Annotated in this window: 8 protein-coding genes; 7 read left to right on the top strand and 1 reads right to left on the bottom strand. The window is 37.2% G+C overall.

The window, feature by feature from the left end:
• Positions 1-61: 61 nt before the first annotated feature.
• Positions 62-808 carry a DUF561 domain-containing protein gene (locus tag EZY12_15850; protein QSX66295.1) on the bottom strand — a complete coding sequence of 249 codons (747 nt, stop codon included), beginning with the start codon at positions 806-808 and terminating at the stop codon, positions 62-64.
• A 425-nt stretch (positions 809-1233) separates the two neighbouring features.
• On the opposite strand from EZY12_15850, the gene EZY12_15845 reads away from it, so the two are divergent.
• The 7 genes from EZY12_15845 (at position 1234) to EZY12_15815 (ending at position 18901) form a co-directional block, all read left to right on the top strand.
• Positions 1234-1392, top strand: coding sequence for a hypothetical protein (locus EZY12_15845; GenBank protein ID QSX66294.1), 159 nt, complete (start codon positions 1234-1236; stop codon positions 1390-1392).
• 182 nt (positions 1393-1574) lie between these two features.
• Positions 1575-2234 carry a hypothetical protein gene (locus tag EZY12_15840; protein ID QSX66293.1) on the top strand — a complete coding sequence of 220 codons (660 nt, stop codon included), beginning with the start codon at positions 1575-1577 and terminating at the stop codon, positions 2232-2234.
• Complete coding sequence (locus tag EZY12_15835; GenBank protein QSX66292.1) at positions 2206-2412, top strand: hypothetical protein; 207 nt, start codon at positions 2206-2208, stop codon at positions 2410-2412. The genes EZY12_15840 and EZY12_15835 overlap by 29 nt, the downstream gene beginning before the upstream one ends.
• Positions 2402-7549 (top strand): filamentous hemagglutinin N-terminal domain-containing protein, encoded by a 5148-nt coding sequence (locus EZY12_15830; GenBank protein QSX66291.1) that lies wholly within the window; start codon positions 2402-2404, stop codon positions 7547-7549. Before EZY12_15835 ends, EZY12_15830 begins: the two co-directional genes overlap by 11 nt.
• Positions 7550-7711: 162 nt before the next feature.
• The gene (locus EZY12_15825; GenBank protein ID QSX70695.1) at positions 7712-11077 is read left to right on the top strand and encodes a filamentous hemagglutinin N-terminal domain-containing protein; all 3366 of its coding nucleotides are present in this window, start codon (positions 7712-7714) and stop codon (positions 11075-11077) included.
• Positions 11078-11236: 159 nt separating this feature from the next.
• The gene (locus EZY12_15820) at positions 11237-16318 is read left to right on the top strand and encodes a filamentous hemagglutinin N-terminal domain-containing protein (GenBank protein ID QSX70694.1); all 5082 of its coding nucleotides are present in this window, start codon (positions 11237-11239) and stop codon (positions 16316-16318) included.
• A gap of 42 nt (positions 16319-16360) precedes the next feature.
• Positions 16361-18901 carry a CHAT domain-containing protein gene (locus EZY12_15815; GenBank protein ID QSX66290.1) on the top strand — a complete coding sequence of 847 codons (2541 nt, stop codon included), beginning with the start codon at positions 16361-16363 and terminating at the stop codon, positions 18899-18901.
• The last annotated feature ends 23 nt before the right edge of the window (positions 18902-18924 follow it).

The following is an 18924-nucleotide window of genomic DNA, read 5'->3' as shown; positions in this document are numbered from 1 at the left end:
CATTAGTCTGCGGAGGCAGACTTTGTTTGTGTAGCCGCGATTTCTAATCGCCGGAGTTAATCTACTTACTATATACCACAGTATTCGCAGTAGCTAAAGCTTCCACTAAACTACGCACAGCAGCAATCATGGCGATTTCACTATTGAGTTGGTTAATAGCTGAACCGACACCAATACCAGCCGCACCAGATGCGATCGCCATTGGTGCAGTCACATTAGACATACCAGAAGCACACAGTACAGGCACAGAGACCGCACGGGCAATTTCATAAGCTGCGGCTAAAGTTGGAGCAGCTTTTTCAATTAAACCCAAAGTACCGGGGTGAATAGGATTACTGCTAGTACCACCTTCAGTTTGAATAATATCAGCGCCAGCTTTCACCAAATCTTCAGCCAGTTGTACCTGTTGGTCTAAGGTAAGAATATGGGGAACAGTCACAGACAGGGTAATTTCTGGCAACAAAGCGCGGGTTTGGCGAGTTAGTTCCAAAACTTCCGCCGCTTCAAATCTGCGTCCTTGGGCATAAAAAGAATCGAAATTACCAATTTCAATTAAATCAGCACCAGCAGCCACAGCAGTTACAAACTTTTCTGGTTCAACCGCAGATACACAAATAGGTAAATTGGTCAAGCTTTTCGCCAATTTCACCAAATCCACATCAGCAGCAATATCCACAAAAGTAGCACCACCTAAATCAGCCGCTTTGACAATCGCAGCCACATTAGCAGCATTAAAGTTATTCAAACCGCTAATTACCTTAAGCACAGGATGAGCGAATGCACGTTTGAGGTTAGGAGACATAGTCATAATTTTTCTTTTGCAGCTTCTTTCAGTAGAAATATTTTTACACTAAATATAGCAATATTTGATTTTGAAAAAAAACTCAGTCCGCTTCACTCAACTAATCTCCTCAATTTGCTTGCTGGTGAATCTGCATAAATCTCAGTAATACGAAGATATTAGGCATAATTTTACATAGAGATATGGCTGATAGATCTATAGATAGTAGGGTTTTTACTGAAAAGCCATCTTCAAAAAAACGGTAATTATGACAATAGTTTTATGGGTGGGAAACCTATATGTTTGAGTTATAGACCGAATTTATAAAAAAGCAGGCCAGTTTTTATGGCACAACTAACTATCTTTATAAAGATTTAAACGGGAATAATGCCCCTGATAGTAATGAAAAAATCCTGGAATTAGCCACTAATTTAACTGGAAGTAGTGGGTTTGTGAATTTACCCATCACACCCACAATGGTAAGCGGAACTTTCTTTATAGCTGCTTTGTATCGGGGAAATGGTTCTAGCAGTACCTGGATATCGAGAGATACTGATAATCCGGCGGGGAAATCTTGGTTGGCTTACAATCAAAGAAGTCAGCAATTTTGAGTATAGGTAACGAAATATAAATTTAACCAATACGTAATGAATAGGTTATTTACAGGTTTTTAGCAACTTGCTGTTTCCGTGTGTTTACGCAACTTTCCTGCTCAATACTAGATTTTTTTGCTAAAAGACGGAAAATTTTCAGTAATTATACGTATATTTAGGAAATTAAAGTTTCTGAAGCGATGCAACCTCAACAACAACTATTATCTTATCTCTTAGGATTTACTACCTTATCACTGGGAGTAATAGTAGATATAAGTCAAAGCGTTATTGCAAAAATCATTCCTAATAGTACATTAAGTTCGGAAAGTGATACTATCAATCATATCGCACTTGAAGACATCATTAATGGTCGTGCTGCTAGAAGTAGTAATTTACTTTCTGTCCAATCAGGGGCATTATCTTCTTCTGCTCATCATGGTGAAAACTTCGTGACAATAACATTGATGATGATGCAACTATTTGGGTTCTTTCCTAAAAAAAATACTAGAGGTGTTGTAATGTTTAGCAATCTTATCAATTCTCAAAAATCAATCCAAAAAATTGTGGATAAATCACTACGTCTAGTTTTTGATTTACTAGATCAATTTAGTGATGATCCTCTGTTTAACAATAAAATAGCGATCGCCTTTGGTGATGGTGCTAATGTCAGTGCTTTCAAAACTGCCTGGTCTAAACGTAATTTTTCTGAATTTCCTCCCATTGAAATTCGTCGTGCATCTGAAATTAATGGTGCAAATGGGGCTTTTGCGATCGCTACAGATAAGATTTATCTATCACAAGAGTTTATTACGGCAAATGCTAATAATTTAAGTGCGATCGCCTCGGTATTGCTGTGCTGATATTGTCGGTTTCAGCACAGATGCTGTCTATACTGCTCTTGGTCAAACTAATGGTACTTTTGGGGCAACAATGGCAGCTACCTATGAGTTTTTACCAACTCAAGGATGGAATAACTTTGATCAATATCCACATTTAATTAATTTGATTATTTTCGGAGATTTTATAGATGATAATTAATAAACCTGAACAATTGTGTAAGAGATTTATAAATACCAAATTAAATAACATTAATAAATTAAGATTAACTTATTTATTCACTGGACTTTTAACAAGCAGCTTGACCTGGTTTAGTTTGACTTTCTTCAACTCAGCACAAGCACAAATAACTCCAGATAATACTCTAGGCACAGAAAGTTCCGTCATTACTCCTAATCAGATAATTAAAGGCATTTCCAGTGACCAAATTAACGGGGGAGCAACTCGCGGAGTCAATCTCTTCCACAGTTTTACACAATTCAATATTGGAGCAGGACAAGCAGCATATTTTACCAATCCTACAGGAATACAAAATATCTTAACCAGAGTCACAGGAAGTAACGCTTCTAATATTTTCGGAACTCTCGGTGTCTTAGGTAATGCTAACCTCTTCCTGATGAATCCCAATGGCATTATCTTTGGACAAAATGCCCATTTAGATTTAGGTGGTTCATTTTTGGCAACAACCGCCCATAACATCCTATTTGAAAATGGCTTAAAATTCAGCACCACAAACCCCCAAGCACCACCATTATTAACCATCACTGCACCCATAGGTTTAGGATTGGGAAACAATCCCGCAAACATAGCTAACAATTCTTTTAATCTTCAAGTCAATCCTGGCAATACCCTAGCATTAGTAGGAGGTAACATTACCCTAGATGGTGGTACTCTACAAACATCTGGAGGTAGGATTGAATTAGGTGGACTAACAGGTGAAGGTATAGTAAATCTCAATATCCAAACCTCAGAAGGACTACAAAAGCTCACATCTCTAACTTTTCCTGATCATGTTGAACGAGCCGACGTATATTTAAGCAATCAATCAGTCGTTAATGTACTTGGTGAAAATAACGGCAGTATCGCTATCAATGCCCGTAATGTCAACATTGTAGGTGGAAGTAAGCTACAAGCTGGAATAGCCACAGGACAGGGAACACCCGAAAACCAAGCCGGAGATATTAAAATAAATGCTACTGATAAGGTAGTTGTTGATGGCATCTCAGGTAAAGGGAACCCCAGTGGAGCATTTAACCTAGTAGAAGCAGAAGCAATAGGCAATTCTGGAGATATTAAGATTAATGCTAAAACCCTTGAAGTAACTAATGGTGGACAACTGAACACCAGTACCTATGGTACAGGTAATGCTGGGAAAATTTCCATTATAACTACTGATAAAGTAGTTTTTGATGGTCAATCTCTTTGGGGATGTGATAATGGTTGCATCAGTTCTGCATTCAGCATGGTAGGAAAAAATGCTGTAGGTAATTCTGGAGGCATTGAGATTAAAGCAGGTAGCGTAGATATTACAAATGGTGGACAACTGAGTGCCAATACCCTAGCTAGAGGGAATGCCGGCAAAATCCAAATCACTGCCAATGATAAGGTACAGTTCAATGGAATGTCTGCTTATGGATTTCTTAGTTCTGCATTTAGTCAAGTTCAAAATGGAGCAGAAGGCAATTCTGGAGGTATTGAAATTAAAGCAGGTAGTGTAGAAGTAACAAATGGTGGACAATTAAGTGCTACTACTCTAGCTAAAGGAGATGCGGGTAAAATCCAAATTACTGCCAATGATAAAGTATTATTTGATGGACAATCTCTCTATGGAAATATCAGTGCAGTTTTTAGCCAAGTACAAAAGGGAGCAATAGGTAATTCTGGTGGTATTGAAATTAAAGCAGGTAGTGTAGAAGTAACAAATGGTGGACAATTAAGTGCGGCTACTCTAGCTCAAGGAAATGCAGGTAAAATCCAAATTACTGTCCGTGATCAAGTATTGATTGATGGTGAATCTCCCTCTGCTTCCCTCAGTTTTTTAACTAGCCAAGTGTTAGATGGAGCAGTAGGAAACTCTGGAGGAATTGAGATTAATGCAGAAAACGTAAAAGTAAGCAATGGCGCACAATTGACTGCCAATACATTAGGAACAGGAAATGCAGGTAAAATTAAAATTACTGCTCGTGATCAAATCCTGTTTGATGGTGAATCTAAATATGCTTTTCTTAGTTCAGCCTTTAGTCAAGTAGAAAAGGGCGCAGTAGGTAATTCAGGGGGATTTGAGCTTAGTGGTGCAAATGTGGCATTAACAAATGGCGCACAAATAAGTGCTACTACCTTGGGAAAAGGAGATGCAGGTAAAATTAAAATTACTGCTACTAATAAAGTCGTTTTTGATGGGAAATCTAAATTATTTGGTTCTCGAAGTTCAGCCTTCAGTCAAGTTTTTGGCGGTGCTGAAGGTAATTCTGGAGGCATAGAAATTAATGCTGGTATCTTTGAGCTAACTAATAGTGGTCTTCTCGATGCTAGTACCTTTGGAAAAGGAGATGCAGGTAAAATTAAAATTACTGCTCGTGATCAAATCCTGTTTGATGGTGAATCTAAAGATGCTTTTCTTAGTTCAGCCTTTAGTCAAGTAGAAAAGGGCGCAGTAGGTAATTCAGGGGGATTTGAGCTTAGTGGTGCAAATGTGGCATTAACAAATGGCGCACAAATAAGTGCTACTACCTTGGGAAAAGGAGATGCAGGTAAAATTAAAATTACTGCTACTAATAAAGTCGTTTTTGATGGGAAATCTGAATTATTTGGTTCTCGAAGTTCAGCCTTCAGTCAAGTTTTTGGCGGTTCTGAAGGTAATTCTGGAGGCATAGAAATTAATGCTGGTATCTTTGAGCTAACTAATAGTGGTCTTCTCGATGCTAGTACCTTGGGAACAGGTAATGCAGGGGCGATCACAATTACTGCTAATGATAGAGCAACACTAGATAATAACACTTATGCAGCCAGTCAAGTAACATCATCAGCCAAAGGAAATGCCGGAGGTATTTCTGTTACTACCAAATCTCTGGAAATCCTTAATAACTCTTACCTTTCTGCTACTACCTTTGGTGAAGGTGATGCAGGTAATATTATTATCAATGCGCCCCAGTTAGTCAATCTTGCTAACAATAGCAGCCTCACTGTAGAAACTAGTAGTTCAGGCAAATCTGGAGATATTACGATTACTACAGATAATCTTAAATTGATAGAAGCATCCCTAATTTCTGCTACCGCTGCAAATACAGCTACTGGTGAACAAGGTGGAAATATTATAGTTAATACTTCTCACCTCAACCTTGCCAATACCAGCAGTATTCTGGCAAAAACCCAAGGTATAGTTGCTGCGGGAACTATTACCCTACAACCTGATATCAATAAATCCATCTTAAACATAACCTTAGCTGATAATTCTATTATTTCTGCATCCACTTCTGACACAGGTAAAGGTGGAGAATTGCAAATTACCGCGCCAGAGGCGATTAATATTAATGGACTAGGAAAATTAACAGTTGAAACTGAAAATAAAGGTGATGCAGGAAATATTAATATTAATACCCATAACTTTAACATTCAAAATACAGAAATTTCTGCCTCTACTACAGGAAGAGGTAAAGCAGGTGGAGTTACTCTAAATGCTGATTTTATTAATATTATCAATGGATCAAAAATATTCGCTTTTACTTCTAGTGAAGGTAATAGTGGAAATATTATTATTAACTCAGATAAAGCTGTTAATCTCGGCATTGGTGTTCAAAATTCTTCTCCTATCTTATCTGTTGAAAGCAGTGGTGCGGGGAAAGCTGGAGATATCTTCATCAATACTCCTATCTTAACCCTATCTGATACCGCCCGTATCACCGCCACAGTCACTAAAACCGCCACCAATACAGAAGGTGGTGGTAGCATCACCTTAAATGCCTCAAAAATGAACTTAGCAGGTGTTGTGGGCATTTTTGCTGAAACCCAAGGACAAGCACCCGCAGGTACATTACAACTCAATCCTTACCAAAACCAATCTGATTTAGATATTACCCTCTTCCCCAACTCTACCATTTCCGCTTCCACTACCGCCAGTGGTAAAGGTGGTGACTTAATTATCAAATCACCTGAAAATATTAACATCACAGGACAGGGAAAATTAGCCGTTGAAAGTGGAGGAACAGGTAATGCTGGCAATATTGAAATTATTACTAAAAATCTTAATATTACCGATGGTGTGAAAATCTCAGCTTCTACTATTAACAGTGGTCAAGGTGGTAGTATTAACCTGAAAGCAAATACCTTTACAGCTACCAAAGGCGCACAATTTTTAAGTACCACTGCTGGAAATGCCCAAGCTGGTAATATTAACCTAGAAGTGAAAGATCATATCACTTTGGATGGCACAAATACTGGACTATTTGCTAATACTGAGAAAGGGTCAACAGGTAAGAGTGGAAATATTAATATTGACCCTGAAATATTCATTATTAGAAACGGTGCAGGCATAGGAGTAAATAGTCTAGGAAGCAGACAAGGTGGGGATATTTCTATAGAAGCTGGTACTCTGATTTTAGATAATAATGCTTTTATTAATGCTGCTACTGCTAGTAGTCAAGGGGGAGAAATTACTCTACAAATAAAAGATTTATTATTCATGCGTCATAATAGCAATATTACCGCCACAGCAGGAACAGATAAAGCCGGGGGAAATGGCGGAAATATTAATATTAATGCCCCATTTATTGTAGCTGTATCTAATGAAAATAATAATATTACCGCTAATGCTTATCAAGGTAATGGTGGCAATATTAATATCAACACTAATCAAATCTTTGGTTTACAATATCGTCCCCAGGAAACTTTATTAAGTGATATTACCGCATCTTCTGAATTTGGTGTGAGTGGCAATGTCGAAATTACCACTCCAGGAGTAGATCCTACTTCTGGTTTAACTAATTTATCAACAAGTTTAGTAGATATAGAAAGTCTCAAGAAAGATGTTTGTGCGATAAAAGATGATAGAATAGCTGGTGGTAGTTCTTTTATCATTGCTGGTAAAGGTGGTTTACCTGCGGATACCCATGAGTTAATTAGCAATTCTCCCGCTTTTGTGGAGTGGGAAAATAATTCAGATGTAATTACACAAGCAAATTTATCTCCAGTTAAAGTAATTCAAAAAAATATTAATTATCATCAACAAATTCAACAAGCACAAGGTTGGATTATTACTTCAGATGGTAAAATTCTTCTCACTGCTGATACTCAAAAAATAACTCTACAAACTGACAAAAATAATCTGCCTAATTGTAAATAATAATAATTGTTAACTGTCCGCAAGGACGGACTAGACTTTTTTTGCTAAAAGATGTACAATACACAGTAAGTTTACTTATATGTGCATCAGGTGAAAGTATCTAAACCAGTAAAATCTAAACAACGCCTATTATCTTATCTCTTAGGATGTACTACTTTGTTCATGGGATTAGTAATAAATATAAGTAAAAATGCTATTGCACAGATCACTCCTGATAATACATTAGGTGCAGAAAGTTCTACTATCAATCATGGCGCACTTAAAGACATCATTAATGGTGGTGCAACTAGAGGTACAAATTTATTTCACAGTTTTCAAGAATTTAATGTTGATGCTGGGAAAAGTGTTTATTTTGCTAATCCTACAGGAATTGAAAATATATTAACTCGTGTGACTGGGGGAAATGTTTCTAACATTTTGGGGACATTAGGAGTAGAAGGAACAGCAAATTTATTTTTAATTAATCCTAATGGGATATTTTTTGGCAATGGTGCGAGTTTAGATATTCGTGGTTCATTTACAGCCACAACAGCCGATAGTATTAAATTAGGTGAAAATGGTTTATTTAGTGCTACTAATCCTCAAAATAGTAATTTACTTTCTGTCCAACCAGGGGCATTATTTACTAATGCTTTGAGAAATCAACCAGGATTAATTAAGAATGAAGGTAATTTAATAATAGGTAAAGATTTAACATTTAATGCTTTTGGAGATATTACTACATCCAGCATTACAGCTTCTAAAATTACCTTGAATAGTATGAATGGAGGAATTAATACAACAAATGGCATACTTAATACTTCCTCTTCTACAGGATCAGCAGGAGATATATCACTAGATACAGCAACAGATATTAGAGTTGGAGAAATTACTTCTAAAAGCGTAAATAGCAGTGGGGGAAATATTAAACTAATTAGCGGTAATTCTATTTCAATAGAAGGATTAGTTAACAGTGGTACTAATCTCTGTAGTCAAGTAAACTTTTGTAATGGTAACTCCTCAACAGGAGGTGATATCTACCTAAAATCTCCATTAATTAACGCAAATAATCATGGTATAATATTAGTGAATATAGATGGTTTAGGAGAAGGTGGAAATTTAATAATTGAAACAGATGTTCTGAATATATATGGTGCTAACGCTCGTTTCGGAGCGCGACCTTATGGTCTTGGTAGTGGCGGTGATTTAATTGTTAATGCGAAAGAAGTTAATCTAACCAATGGTGGTGTATTAGAATCTTCTACAGACGGGTTGGGAGATGCTGGGAATATCTACTTGACAACAAATAAACTTCTAATTCAAGATGATAGGGATAATCCTATATTTCAAACAGGAATTACTTCTTCATCTCATGCTGATATCCGATATATTATCAAATCTAAAGTTAGTAACTTTCAACTAACTAATGATGATTTTAAGCGAGGTAAAGGAGGCAATATCATTATTAATGCCTCAGAATCTATTGAAATTATTGGTAATAACCCAAGAGCAACTTATTTTCAAGGACTGGAAACATTGCAATCATTTTTTGATATTTTTGCTGGAATAACCACAGGTACCCAGGCAACTGGGCAAGCAGGAACATTAACAATCAATACCAAACTATTAACAACACGGGATGGAGCAGGAGTTGCTACTAGTTCTCTCGCACCTAAATTTCTTCCTGATTTTTACCCTACCTTAATTCCTTTAGAAGTCAATAATCAATTTAATCAATTAGATGCTTCCACCAAATTTTTTCTCAATTCACAAGGAATTACTCCTACTAGCATTATCAGCAATATCTATGCTCAATTTTCTAAATTTTCCGATGCAGGTAATTCTGGTAATTTAGAAATAAATGCTGATCAAATTAAATTAATAGGTGCCGGTGGTTTAGGTACTCTCACTCTCAGTTCAGGTAATGCAGGTAATCTCACCACTAAAGCAAAGCAGATTTCCCTCCAAGACGGATCAATTATAGCTGTCAATACCCTGGGAACTGGTAATGCAGGCAGTTTAAATATCACCACAAATCAACTTAGTATTAAGAATGGATCAAAGATACTTGCGGGAACTATTGATAAAGGCGTTGGCGGAAATATTAAGATCGAGGCTATAGATTCAATAGATGTAATTGGCACATCATTTGACGGAAAGAGTTCAAGTAGTATCTTTGCTTTAGCAGAAAATAATTCCATAGGAAATGCAGGTAATATAACTCTTGATACTCCTAATTTAACTATTAGAGACGGTGCAAGAATAGAAGCTCAAACTAAGGGAACAGGTACAGCAGGAAACATTTTTATTAATAATGCCAATTTCATTGATATTTCTGGAGTGAATACATTTGGAATTAATAGTGGTTTACTTTCTTCCAGTGAAAGTTTTAATAGTGGCAATGGTGGAACTATTATGATTAATCAAGGTAATCCTCAAGGTGTTTTACATCTGTCAGATGGAGGATTTTTAAGTGTGTTAACACGCAGTAGTAACAATGGTGGTGAAATTGGGATTAATGTTAATAATCTAAATATAGAAACCGGAGGACAAATCATCAGCACTGCTGCCAAAGGTAGTAATGGCAAAGCAGGAAATATGACTGTGAAAGCAAGAGATAATATCACCTTAGACGGCACAAATACCGGACTATTTGCCAATACTCAAATAGGTTCAACAGGTGATAGTGGGAGTATTGATATTGACCCCGAAATATTAATCATTAAAAACGGTGCGGGGATAGGAGTAAATAGTCAAGGAAGCGGTAAAGGTGGGAATATTTCTATAGAAGCTGGTACTCTGACTTTAGATAATCAAGCCTTTATTAATGCTGCTACTGCTAGGAGTCAAGGAGGAGAAATTACTCTACAAATAAAAGATTTATTGTTAATGCGTCATAATAGCAATATTACAGCTACCGCCGGCACAGATCAAGCTGGAGGAAATGGCGGGAATATTAAAATTAATGCCCCATTTATTGTAGCTGTACCATCTGAAAATAATGATATTATAGCCAATGCTTATCTAGGTAAGGGAGGCAATATTAATATTACAACTAATCAACTATTTGGTTTACAATATCGTCCCCAGGAAACTTTATTAAGTGATATTACCGCATCTTCTGAATTTGGTGTGAGTGGCAATGTCGAAATTACCACTCCAGGAGTAGATCCTACTTCTGGTTTAACTAATTTATCAACAAGTTTAGTAGATATAGAAAGTCTCAAGAAAGATGTTTGTGCGATAAAAGATGATAAAATAGCTGGTGGTAGTTCTTTTATCATTGCTGGTAAAGGTGGTTTACCTGCGGATACCCATGAGTTAATTAGCAATTCTCCCGCTTTTGTGGAGTGGGAAAATAATTCAGATGTAATTACACAAGCAAATTTATCTCCAGTTAAAGTAATTCAAAAAAATATTAATTATCATCAACAAATTCAACAAGCACAAGGTTGGATTATTACTGCAGATGGTAAAATTCTTCTCACTGCTGATACTCAAAAAATAACTCTACAAACTGACAAAAATAATCTGCCTAATTGTAAATAATAATTGTTAACTGTCCGCAAGGACGGACTAGACTTTTTTTGCTAAAAGATGTACAATACACAGTAAGTTTACTTATATGTGCATCAGGTGAAAGTATCTAAACCAGTAAAATCTAAACAACGCCTATTATCTTATCTCTTAGGATGTACTACTTTGTTCATGGGATTAGTAATAAATATAAGTAAAAATGCTATTGCACAGATCACTCCTGATAATACATTAGGTGCAGAAAGTTCTACTATCAATCATGGCGCACTTAAAGACATCATTAATGGTGGTGCAACTAGAGGTACAAATTTATTTCACAGTTTTCAAGAATTTAATGTTGATGCTGGGAAAAGTGTTTATTTTGCTAATCCTACAGGAATTGAAAATATATTAACTCGTGTGACTGGGGGAAATGTTTCTAACATTTTGGGGACATTAGGAGTAGAAGGAACAGCAAATTTATTTTTAATTAATCCTAATGGGATATTTTTTGGCAATGGTGCGAGTTTAGATATTCGTGGTTCATTTACAGCCACAACAGCCGATAGTATTAAATTAGGTGAAAATGGTTTATTTAGTGCCACAGCACCAGCTACAAGTCATTTATTGAATATACAACCGGAGGCGTTATTTAGAAATGCTTTGAGAAATCAGCAAGCTGAAATTAAGAGTGAAGGTAATTTAACAGTTGGTCAAAATTTAACATTTAATGCAGATAATCTTAATTTATCTGGTCAGATACAAGCAGGAGGAAATTTAAACCTCAAAGCTAATCATACAATTTCAATTGATGGAGGTAATATCAACACTGATAACTATGGAACAGGTCAGGGAGGAGATATTAATATCACGACTGGATCTTTATATCTCACCAATGCTTCTATACTTTCTGCTAGTACCTACGGTCAAGGGGATGCAGGTACTATGAAGATTACCGCTACTGATTCTGTCAAGTTTGATGGTCGAAGTTATGCTGAAAGTCAAGTGCAAAAAGGAGCAGTAGGAAAAGCAGGAGGTGTGGATATTTCCACCAAATCCATAGAACTGCTGGGTGGTTCTTTTCTTCCTGCTAGTACCTTCGGTCAAGGGGATGCAGGGACTGTGAAGATTACCGCTACTGATTCTGTCAAGTTTGATGGTCGAAGTTATGCTGAAAGTCGAGTGGGAACAGGAGCAGTAGGAAAAGCAGGAGGTGTGGATATTTCCACCAAATCCCTAGAACTGCTGGGTGGTTCTGATATTGATGCTAGTACCTTTGGTCAAGGGGATGCAGGGACTGTGAAGATTACTGCTACTGATGCTGTCAAGTTTGATGGTGGAAGTAGTGCTGGTAGTCAAGTGAGAGCAGGAGCAGTAGGAAAAGCAGGAGGTGTGGATATTTCCACCAAATCCCTAGAACTGCTGGGTGGTTCTCTTCTTACTGCTAGTACCTTCGGTCAAGGGGATGCAGGGACTGTGAAGATTACTGCTACTGATTCTGTCAAGTTTGATGGTCGAAGTTATGCTACTAGTCAAGTGGGAACAGGAGCAGTAGGAAAAGCAGGAGGTGTGGATATTTCCACCAAATCCCTAGAACTGCTGGGTGGTTCTTTTCTTGCTGCTAGTACCTTCGGTCAAGGGGATGCAGGGACTGTGAAGATTACTGCTACTGATGCTGTCAAGTTTGATGGTCGAAGTAGTGCTGGTAGTCAAGTGAGAGCAGGAGCAGTAGGAAAAGCAGGAGGTGTGGATATTTCCACCAAATCCCTAGAACTGCTGGGTGGTTCTTTTCTTACTGCTAGTACCTTTGGTCAAGGGGATGCAGGGACTGTGAAGATTACCGCTACTGATTCTGTCAAGTTTGATGGTAATAGTTCTGCTGGTAGTCAAGTGCAAACAGGAGCAGTAGGAAAAGCAGGAGGTGTGGATATTTCCACCAAATCCCTAGAACTGCTGGGTGGTTCTCTTCTTACTGCTAGTACCTTCGGTCAAGGGGATGCAGGGACTGTGAAGATTACTGCTACTGATTCTGTCAAGTTTGATGATAGAAGTTATGCTGAAAGTCGAGTGGAAGAAGGAGCAGTCGGAAACGCTGGAGGTGTGGGTATTTCCACCAAAACCCTAGAACTGCTGGGTGGTTCTTTTCTTGATGCTAGTACCTTAGGTCAAGGGGATGCAGGGACTGTGAAGATTACTGCTACTGATTCTGTCAAGTTTGATGATGGAAGTTATGCTGAAAGTCGAGTGGAAGAAGGAGCAGTCGGAAACGCTGGAGGTGTGGGTATTTCCACCAAATCCCTAGAACTGCTGGGTGGTTCTGATATTGATGCTAGTACCTTTGGTCAAGGGGATGCAGGGACTGTGAAGATTACTGCTACTGATTCTGTCAAGTTTGATGATGGAAGTTATGCTGAAAGTCGAGTGGAAGAAGGAGCAGTCGGAAACGCTGGAGGTGTGGGTATTTCCACCAAATCCCTAGAACTGCTGGGTGGTTCTGATATTGATGCTAGTACCTTTGGTCAAGGGGATGCAGGGACTGTGAAGATTACCGCTACTGATTCTGTCAAGTTTGATGGTGGAAGTTATGCTGAAAGTCAAGTGGGAACAGGAGCAGTAGGAAAAGCAGGAGGTGTGGATATTTCCACCAAATCCCTAGAACTGCTGGGTGGTTCTCTTCTTACTGCTAGTACCTTCGGTCAAGGGGATGCAGGGACTGTGAAGATTACTGCTACTGATTCTGTCAAGTTTGATGGTCGAAGTAGTGCTGGTAGTCAAGTGGGAACAGGAGCAGTAGGAAAAGCAGGAGGTGTGGATATTTCCACCAAATCCCTAGAACTGCTGGGTGGTTCTCTTCTTACTGCTAGTACCTTCGGTCAAGGGGATGCAGGGACTGTGAAGATTACTGCTACTGATTCTGTCAAGTTTGATGGTCGAAGTTATGCTACTAGTCAAGTGGGAACAGGAGCAGTAGGAAAAGCAGGAGGTGTGGATATTTCCACCAAAACCCTAGAACTGCTGGGTGGTTCTTTTCTTGCTGCTAGTACCTTCGGTCAAGGGGATGCAGGGACTGTGAAGATTACTGCTACTGATGCTGTCAAGTTTGATGGTGGAAGTAGTGCTGGTAGTCAAGTGAGAGCAGGAGCAGTAGGAAAAGCAGGAGGTGTGGATATTTCCACCAAATCCCTAGAACTGCTGGGTGGTTCTTTTCTTACTGCTAGTACCTTTGGTCAAGGGGATGCAGGGACTGTGAAGATTACTGCTACTGATTCTGTCAAGTTTGATGGTAATAGTTCTGCTGGTAGTCAAGTGGCAGCAGGAGCAGTAGGAAAAGCAGGAGGTGTGGGTATTTCCACCAAATCCCTAGAACTGCTGGGTGGTTCTTTTCTTGATGCTAGTACCTTTGGTCAAGGGGATGCAGGGACTGTGAAGATTACCGCTACTGATGCTGTCAAGTTTGATGGTAATAGTTCTGCTGGTAGTCAAGTGCAAACAGGAGCAGTAGGAAAAGCAGGAGGTGTGGATATTTCCACCAAATCCCTAGAACTGCTGGGTGGTTCTGAGTTGAGAGCTAATACCTTCGGTCAAGGGGATGCAGGGACTGTGAAGATTACCGCCAATACCCTTAATATTACTAATAATTCTACCATTAAAACTAATACCTCTAGTAGTGGCAATGCCGGAGATATTTTAGTCAACACCTCAACCTTAAATCTTACTAATGGGGGCAACATTTTTGCGTTTACTAATGGAAGTGGAAATGGCGGTACAGTAACAATTAATGCTCTTAATTCTGTCAATATTGGAGAGGGTGTCCAGAATTTTGCTCCCATTATTTCAGTAGAAACCAATAATACTGGAAAAGCCGGAGATATTATTATTAATAGTCCCAATTTCACCCTATCAGAAACCGCTAGAATTACCGCCACAACCACAGAAACAGCTACTAATCAAGATTATGGTGGTAGCATTACCTTAAACGCCTCTAAAATCAACCTAGCCGGGGTTGTGGGAGTTTTCGCCGAAACCCAAGGACAAGCGCCCGCAGGTACTTTAAAACTCAATCCTTATCAAAATCAGCCTGATTTAGATATTACCATGTTCCCCAATTCCATCCTTTCCGCTTCCACATCTGCCAGTGGTAAAGGAGGTGATTTACAAATTACCGCACCAGAAAATATTAACATTTCAGGACAGGGAAAATTAGCTGTTGAAAGTAAAGGAAGTGGTGATGCGGGTAACATTTTAATTACCTCCCAAAACTTAAATTTGAGTGATGGTGTAAAAATATCAGCGTCTACTTCTGGTAGTGGTAAAGGTGGTAATATCATTGTGAAGGTAAAAGATAAAATTACTTTAGACGGCACAAATACCGGATTATTTGCTAGTACCGAAAAAGGTTCTACAGGTGATAGTGGTAGTATTGATATAGATCCCCAACTATTTATTATTAAAAACGGTGCAGGGATAGGAGTAAATAGTCAAGGAAGCGGTAAAGGTGGAGATATTTCTGTTCAAGCAGGTACTTTAACGTTAGATAATAAAGCTTTTATTAATGCTGCAACTGCAAGTAGTCAGGGAGGAGGAATTACTCTACAAATAAAAGATTTATTATTCATGCGTCATCATAGCAATATTACAGCTACAGCCGGCACAGATCAATCTGGAGGAAATGGCGGAAACATTAATATTAATTCCCCATTTATTGTAGCTGTACCCTATGAAAATAATGATATTACGGCTAATGCTTATCTAGGTAAGGGAGGAAATATTAATATTACAACTAATCAACTATTTGGTTTACAATATCGTCCCCAAGAAACTGCATTAAGTGATATTACCGCATCTTCTGAATTTGGTGTGAGTGGTAATGTGGAAATTACCACTCCTGGAGTAGATCCTACCTCTGGTTTAACTAATTTACCAACAAGTTTAGTAGATGCCGAAAGTTTAAATAAAGATGTTTGTGCTATCAAAGATGATAAAATTGCTGGGGGCAGTTCTTTCATCATTACTGGTAAGGGAGGTTTACCTGCTGATACCCATGAGTTAATTAGCAATTCTCCGGCTTTTGTCGAATGGGAAAACATTTCACCAAACCTTACACAAGTTTCTACTTCTCCAGTTAAAGTTACTCAAAAAAATATAAATCATCATCCACAAATCCAACAAGCACAAGGTTGGATGGTTACTCCAGATGGTAAAGTAGTTCTCACTGCTGATCCTGAAAAAGTGACTTTACAAGCTGATAAAAACAATCTACCTGATTGTAAATAATCAAGATTATCTCACACAAAGGCGCAAAGGAAGAAAGATATAATGATGTTCAATCGCAATTTCTTGGTTTTAAGTTTATTATCATTAAGCTGTGTTTTCAGTTCTTCTTCTGTTTTAGCAAATGTTAGTAATATTTCCATAATTTCTGAAAATTCTCTATCTTGGGAAAATCAAGCTCAAAAATTATACGAAAATGGAGAATTCCCACCAGCTATTACTATTTTAAAAGATGCTATTAATAACTATCAAAAACAAGATAATTTGACTGGACAAATCATAGCTTGGCGAAATTTAGGTTTAGTTTATCAAAGAATGGGGAATCCTCAAGAAGCTAAACAAGCTGTAGCAGAAAGTATCAAATATTTACCTAAAATAGCAGATAATAAAAAGCGTCAAGAACTATTTGCGAAAACCTTAGAAGTGCAAGGACAAATTCAATTATCTATTGGTGATTCTCAAGCTTCTTTAGATACTTGGAAACAGGTAATTAATATTTATGAAAAATCAGGAGATAGCATTGGATTAATTAGAACTAAAATTAATGAAGCTCAATCATTACAAGGTTTGGGTTTATATAATCAAGCTATTAAAAATCTAACCGCAACTCAAATAACCTTAGATAAGCAACCGGATACTTTACTCAAAGCTAAAGCACTCTTAACTTTAGGTGATATTTTAAGAGGAGTGAGAAAATTAGATGAATCTATAACTGTCTTAAATCAAGGGTTAACTATTGCCGAAAAGTTATCATCTGATGCTACTGTTACTGAAATTTTAATCAGTTTAGGTAAAACTCAGCGGTTACAATTAAAGTTTGAGCAATCCTTGAATTATTATCAACAAGCTATTGAAAAATCACCCTCTTCTGATTTACTTATTCAAGCCTATTTGAATCAAATTGATTTGTTGTTGTTTAGTCAAAAAATATCAGAAGTTCAAGGATTAATTCCCAAAATACAAGATATTTTAACTAAATTACCTGCTAGTCGCAGTGCAGTTTATGCTCGGATTACCTTCGCTAAAACTATTCTCAAAGATGAAAAAATAGCAAAAACTTATCAAAATTTAATTGTTCAAGAATTAGCAACAGCATTAAATTTAGCCCAAAAATTAGCAGATAATCGTGCTGAAAGTTATAGCTTAGGAGTGTTAGGTAATGTCTATGAAAAAAATCAACGCTATCCAGAAGCGCAAAAATTGACGGAAAAAGCTGTTTTAATTGCTCAAAGAATTAAAGCACCTGATATTAGTTATAAATGGCAATGGCAACTAGGCAGAATATTAGCAGCAACAGGAACACAAAAAGATGCAATATCTGCCTATAAACAAACTGTGCAAACTTTAAAAAGCATCAGAACCGATTTAGTTGCTATTAGTTCAGATTTGCAATTTTCTTTTCGAGAAGATGTTGAACCAGTTTATCGAGAATTAGCAGGATTATTATTACATGAAAACTCAAGTCAAGCAGAACTTAAAGAAGCTAGACAAGTAATTGAAGATTTACAACTAGCAGAATTAGATAATTTCTTCCGTAATGCTTGTTTAAATAGTAAATCTGTAGAAATAGATGAAATTAATGATCCTAGCACTGCTGTTTTCTATACTCTGATCTTAAAAGATAGACTAGAACTAATTGTAGCTTTACCTAATCAACCTCTACAACAGTATTCACAACCTATATCTCAAGTAAATGTAGAGAACAGTATTAAAGACTTAAAACGTGAATTAACTAATGCGAGAGGTTCAAACACCAGAAGATTAAGATTATCTCAAGAAATTTATACTTGGTTAATCAACCAAGAATTAGATGCAAAATTAAAATATAGCAAGATTAAAAATTTAGTCTTTATTTCTGATGGTGTATTCAGAAATATTCCCTTAGCGGCTCTTTATGATGGTAAACAATATTTAATTGAAAAATATAGTATTGCTCTTGCTCCTAGCTTGCAACTTGTAGATATTAAACCTTTATTACGAGAACAAGTGCAATTATTGGCAGGAGGAATAAGTGAATCTCGTCAAAAATTTGATGCCCTTCCTAATGTAGTATCAGAATTAGCACAAATCAAATCTAAATTTCCCCTAGGAAATTTCTTGAAAAATGAGTCTTTTACAAATTCAAGTCTAGAAAACAACATTAAACAATATCCTGCTCAAATAGTTCATTTAGCAACTCATGGTCAATTTAGCTCTAAAGCAGAAGATAATTTTATTTTAACTTGGGATAATCAATTAAATATTGATCAACTCACGAATATACTCCGTTCTGATAACAAGCAAATTCGTCCAATTGAATTATTAGTTTTAAGTGCTTGTCAAACTGCAAGTGGAGACAAAAGAGCTACTTTAGGTTTAGCAGGAATAGCCGTGAGAGCAGGAGCGCGAAGTACAATTGCTAGTCTGTGGTCTGTTGATGATCAAGCAACCTCTTTACTCATGACTAAATTGTATCAAGAATTAAGTAATGGTAAAATTACAAAATCTGAAGCTCTGCGTCGCGCTCAATTATCTGTTTTAAAGCAAGATGAATTTAAACATCCCTATTTTTGGTCAGCTTTTGTACTCATAGGTAATTGGCTGTAATTTGTTAGAAATTCATAATACTT

It is taken from the genome of Dolichospermum sp. DET69 (assembly GCA_017355425.1).
Taxonomy (GTDB): domain Bacteria; phylum Cyanobacteriota; class Cyanobacteriia; order Cyanobacteriales; family Nostocaceae; genus Dolichospermum.
This window is presented reverse-complemented; position numbering and strand designations above follow the sequence as displayed.

Excerpts from the sequence above, each read along its gene's own strand:
- EZY12_15815 (QSX66290.1), top strand. The coding sequence starts at position 16,361 with ATGATGTTCAATCGCAATTTCTTGGTTTTAAGTTTATTATCATTAAGC.
- EZY12_15840 (QSX66293.1), top strand. The coding sequence starts at position 1,575 with ATGCAACCTCAACAACAACTATTATCTTATCTCTTAGGATTTACTACC.
- EZY12_15820 (QSX70694.1), top strand. The coding sequence starts at position 11,237 with ATGGGATTAGTAATAAATATAAGTAAAAATGCTATTGCACAGATCACT.
- EZY12_15830 (QSX66291.1), top strand. The coding sequence starts at position 2,402 with ATGATAATTAATAAACCTGAACAATTGTGTAAGAGATTTATAAATACC.
- EZY12_15825 (QSX70695.1), top strand. The coding sequence starts at position 7,712 with ATGGGATTAGTAATAAATATAAGTAAAAATGCTATTGCACAGATCACT.
- EZY12_15850 (QSX66295.1), bottom strand. The coding sequence starts at position 808 with ATGACTATGTCTCCTAACCTCAAACGTGCATTCGCTCATCCTGTGCTT.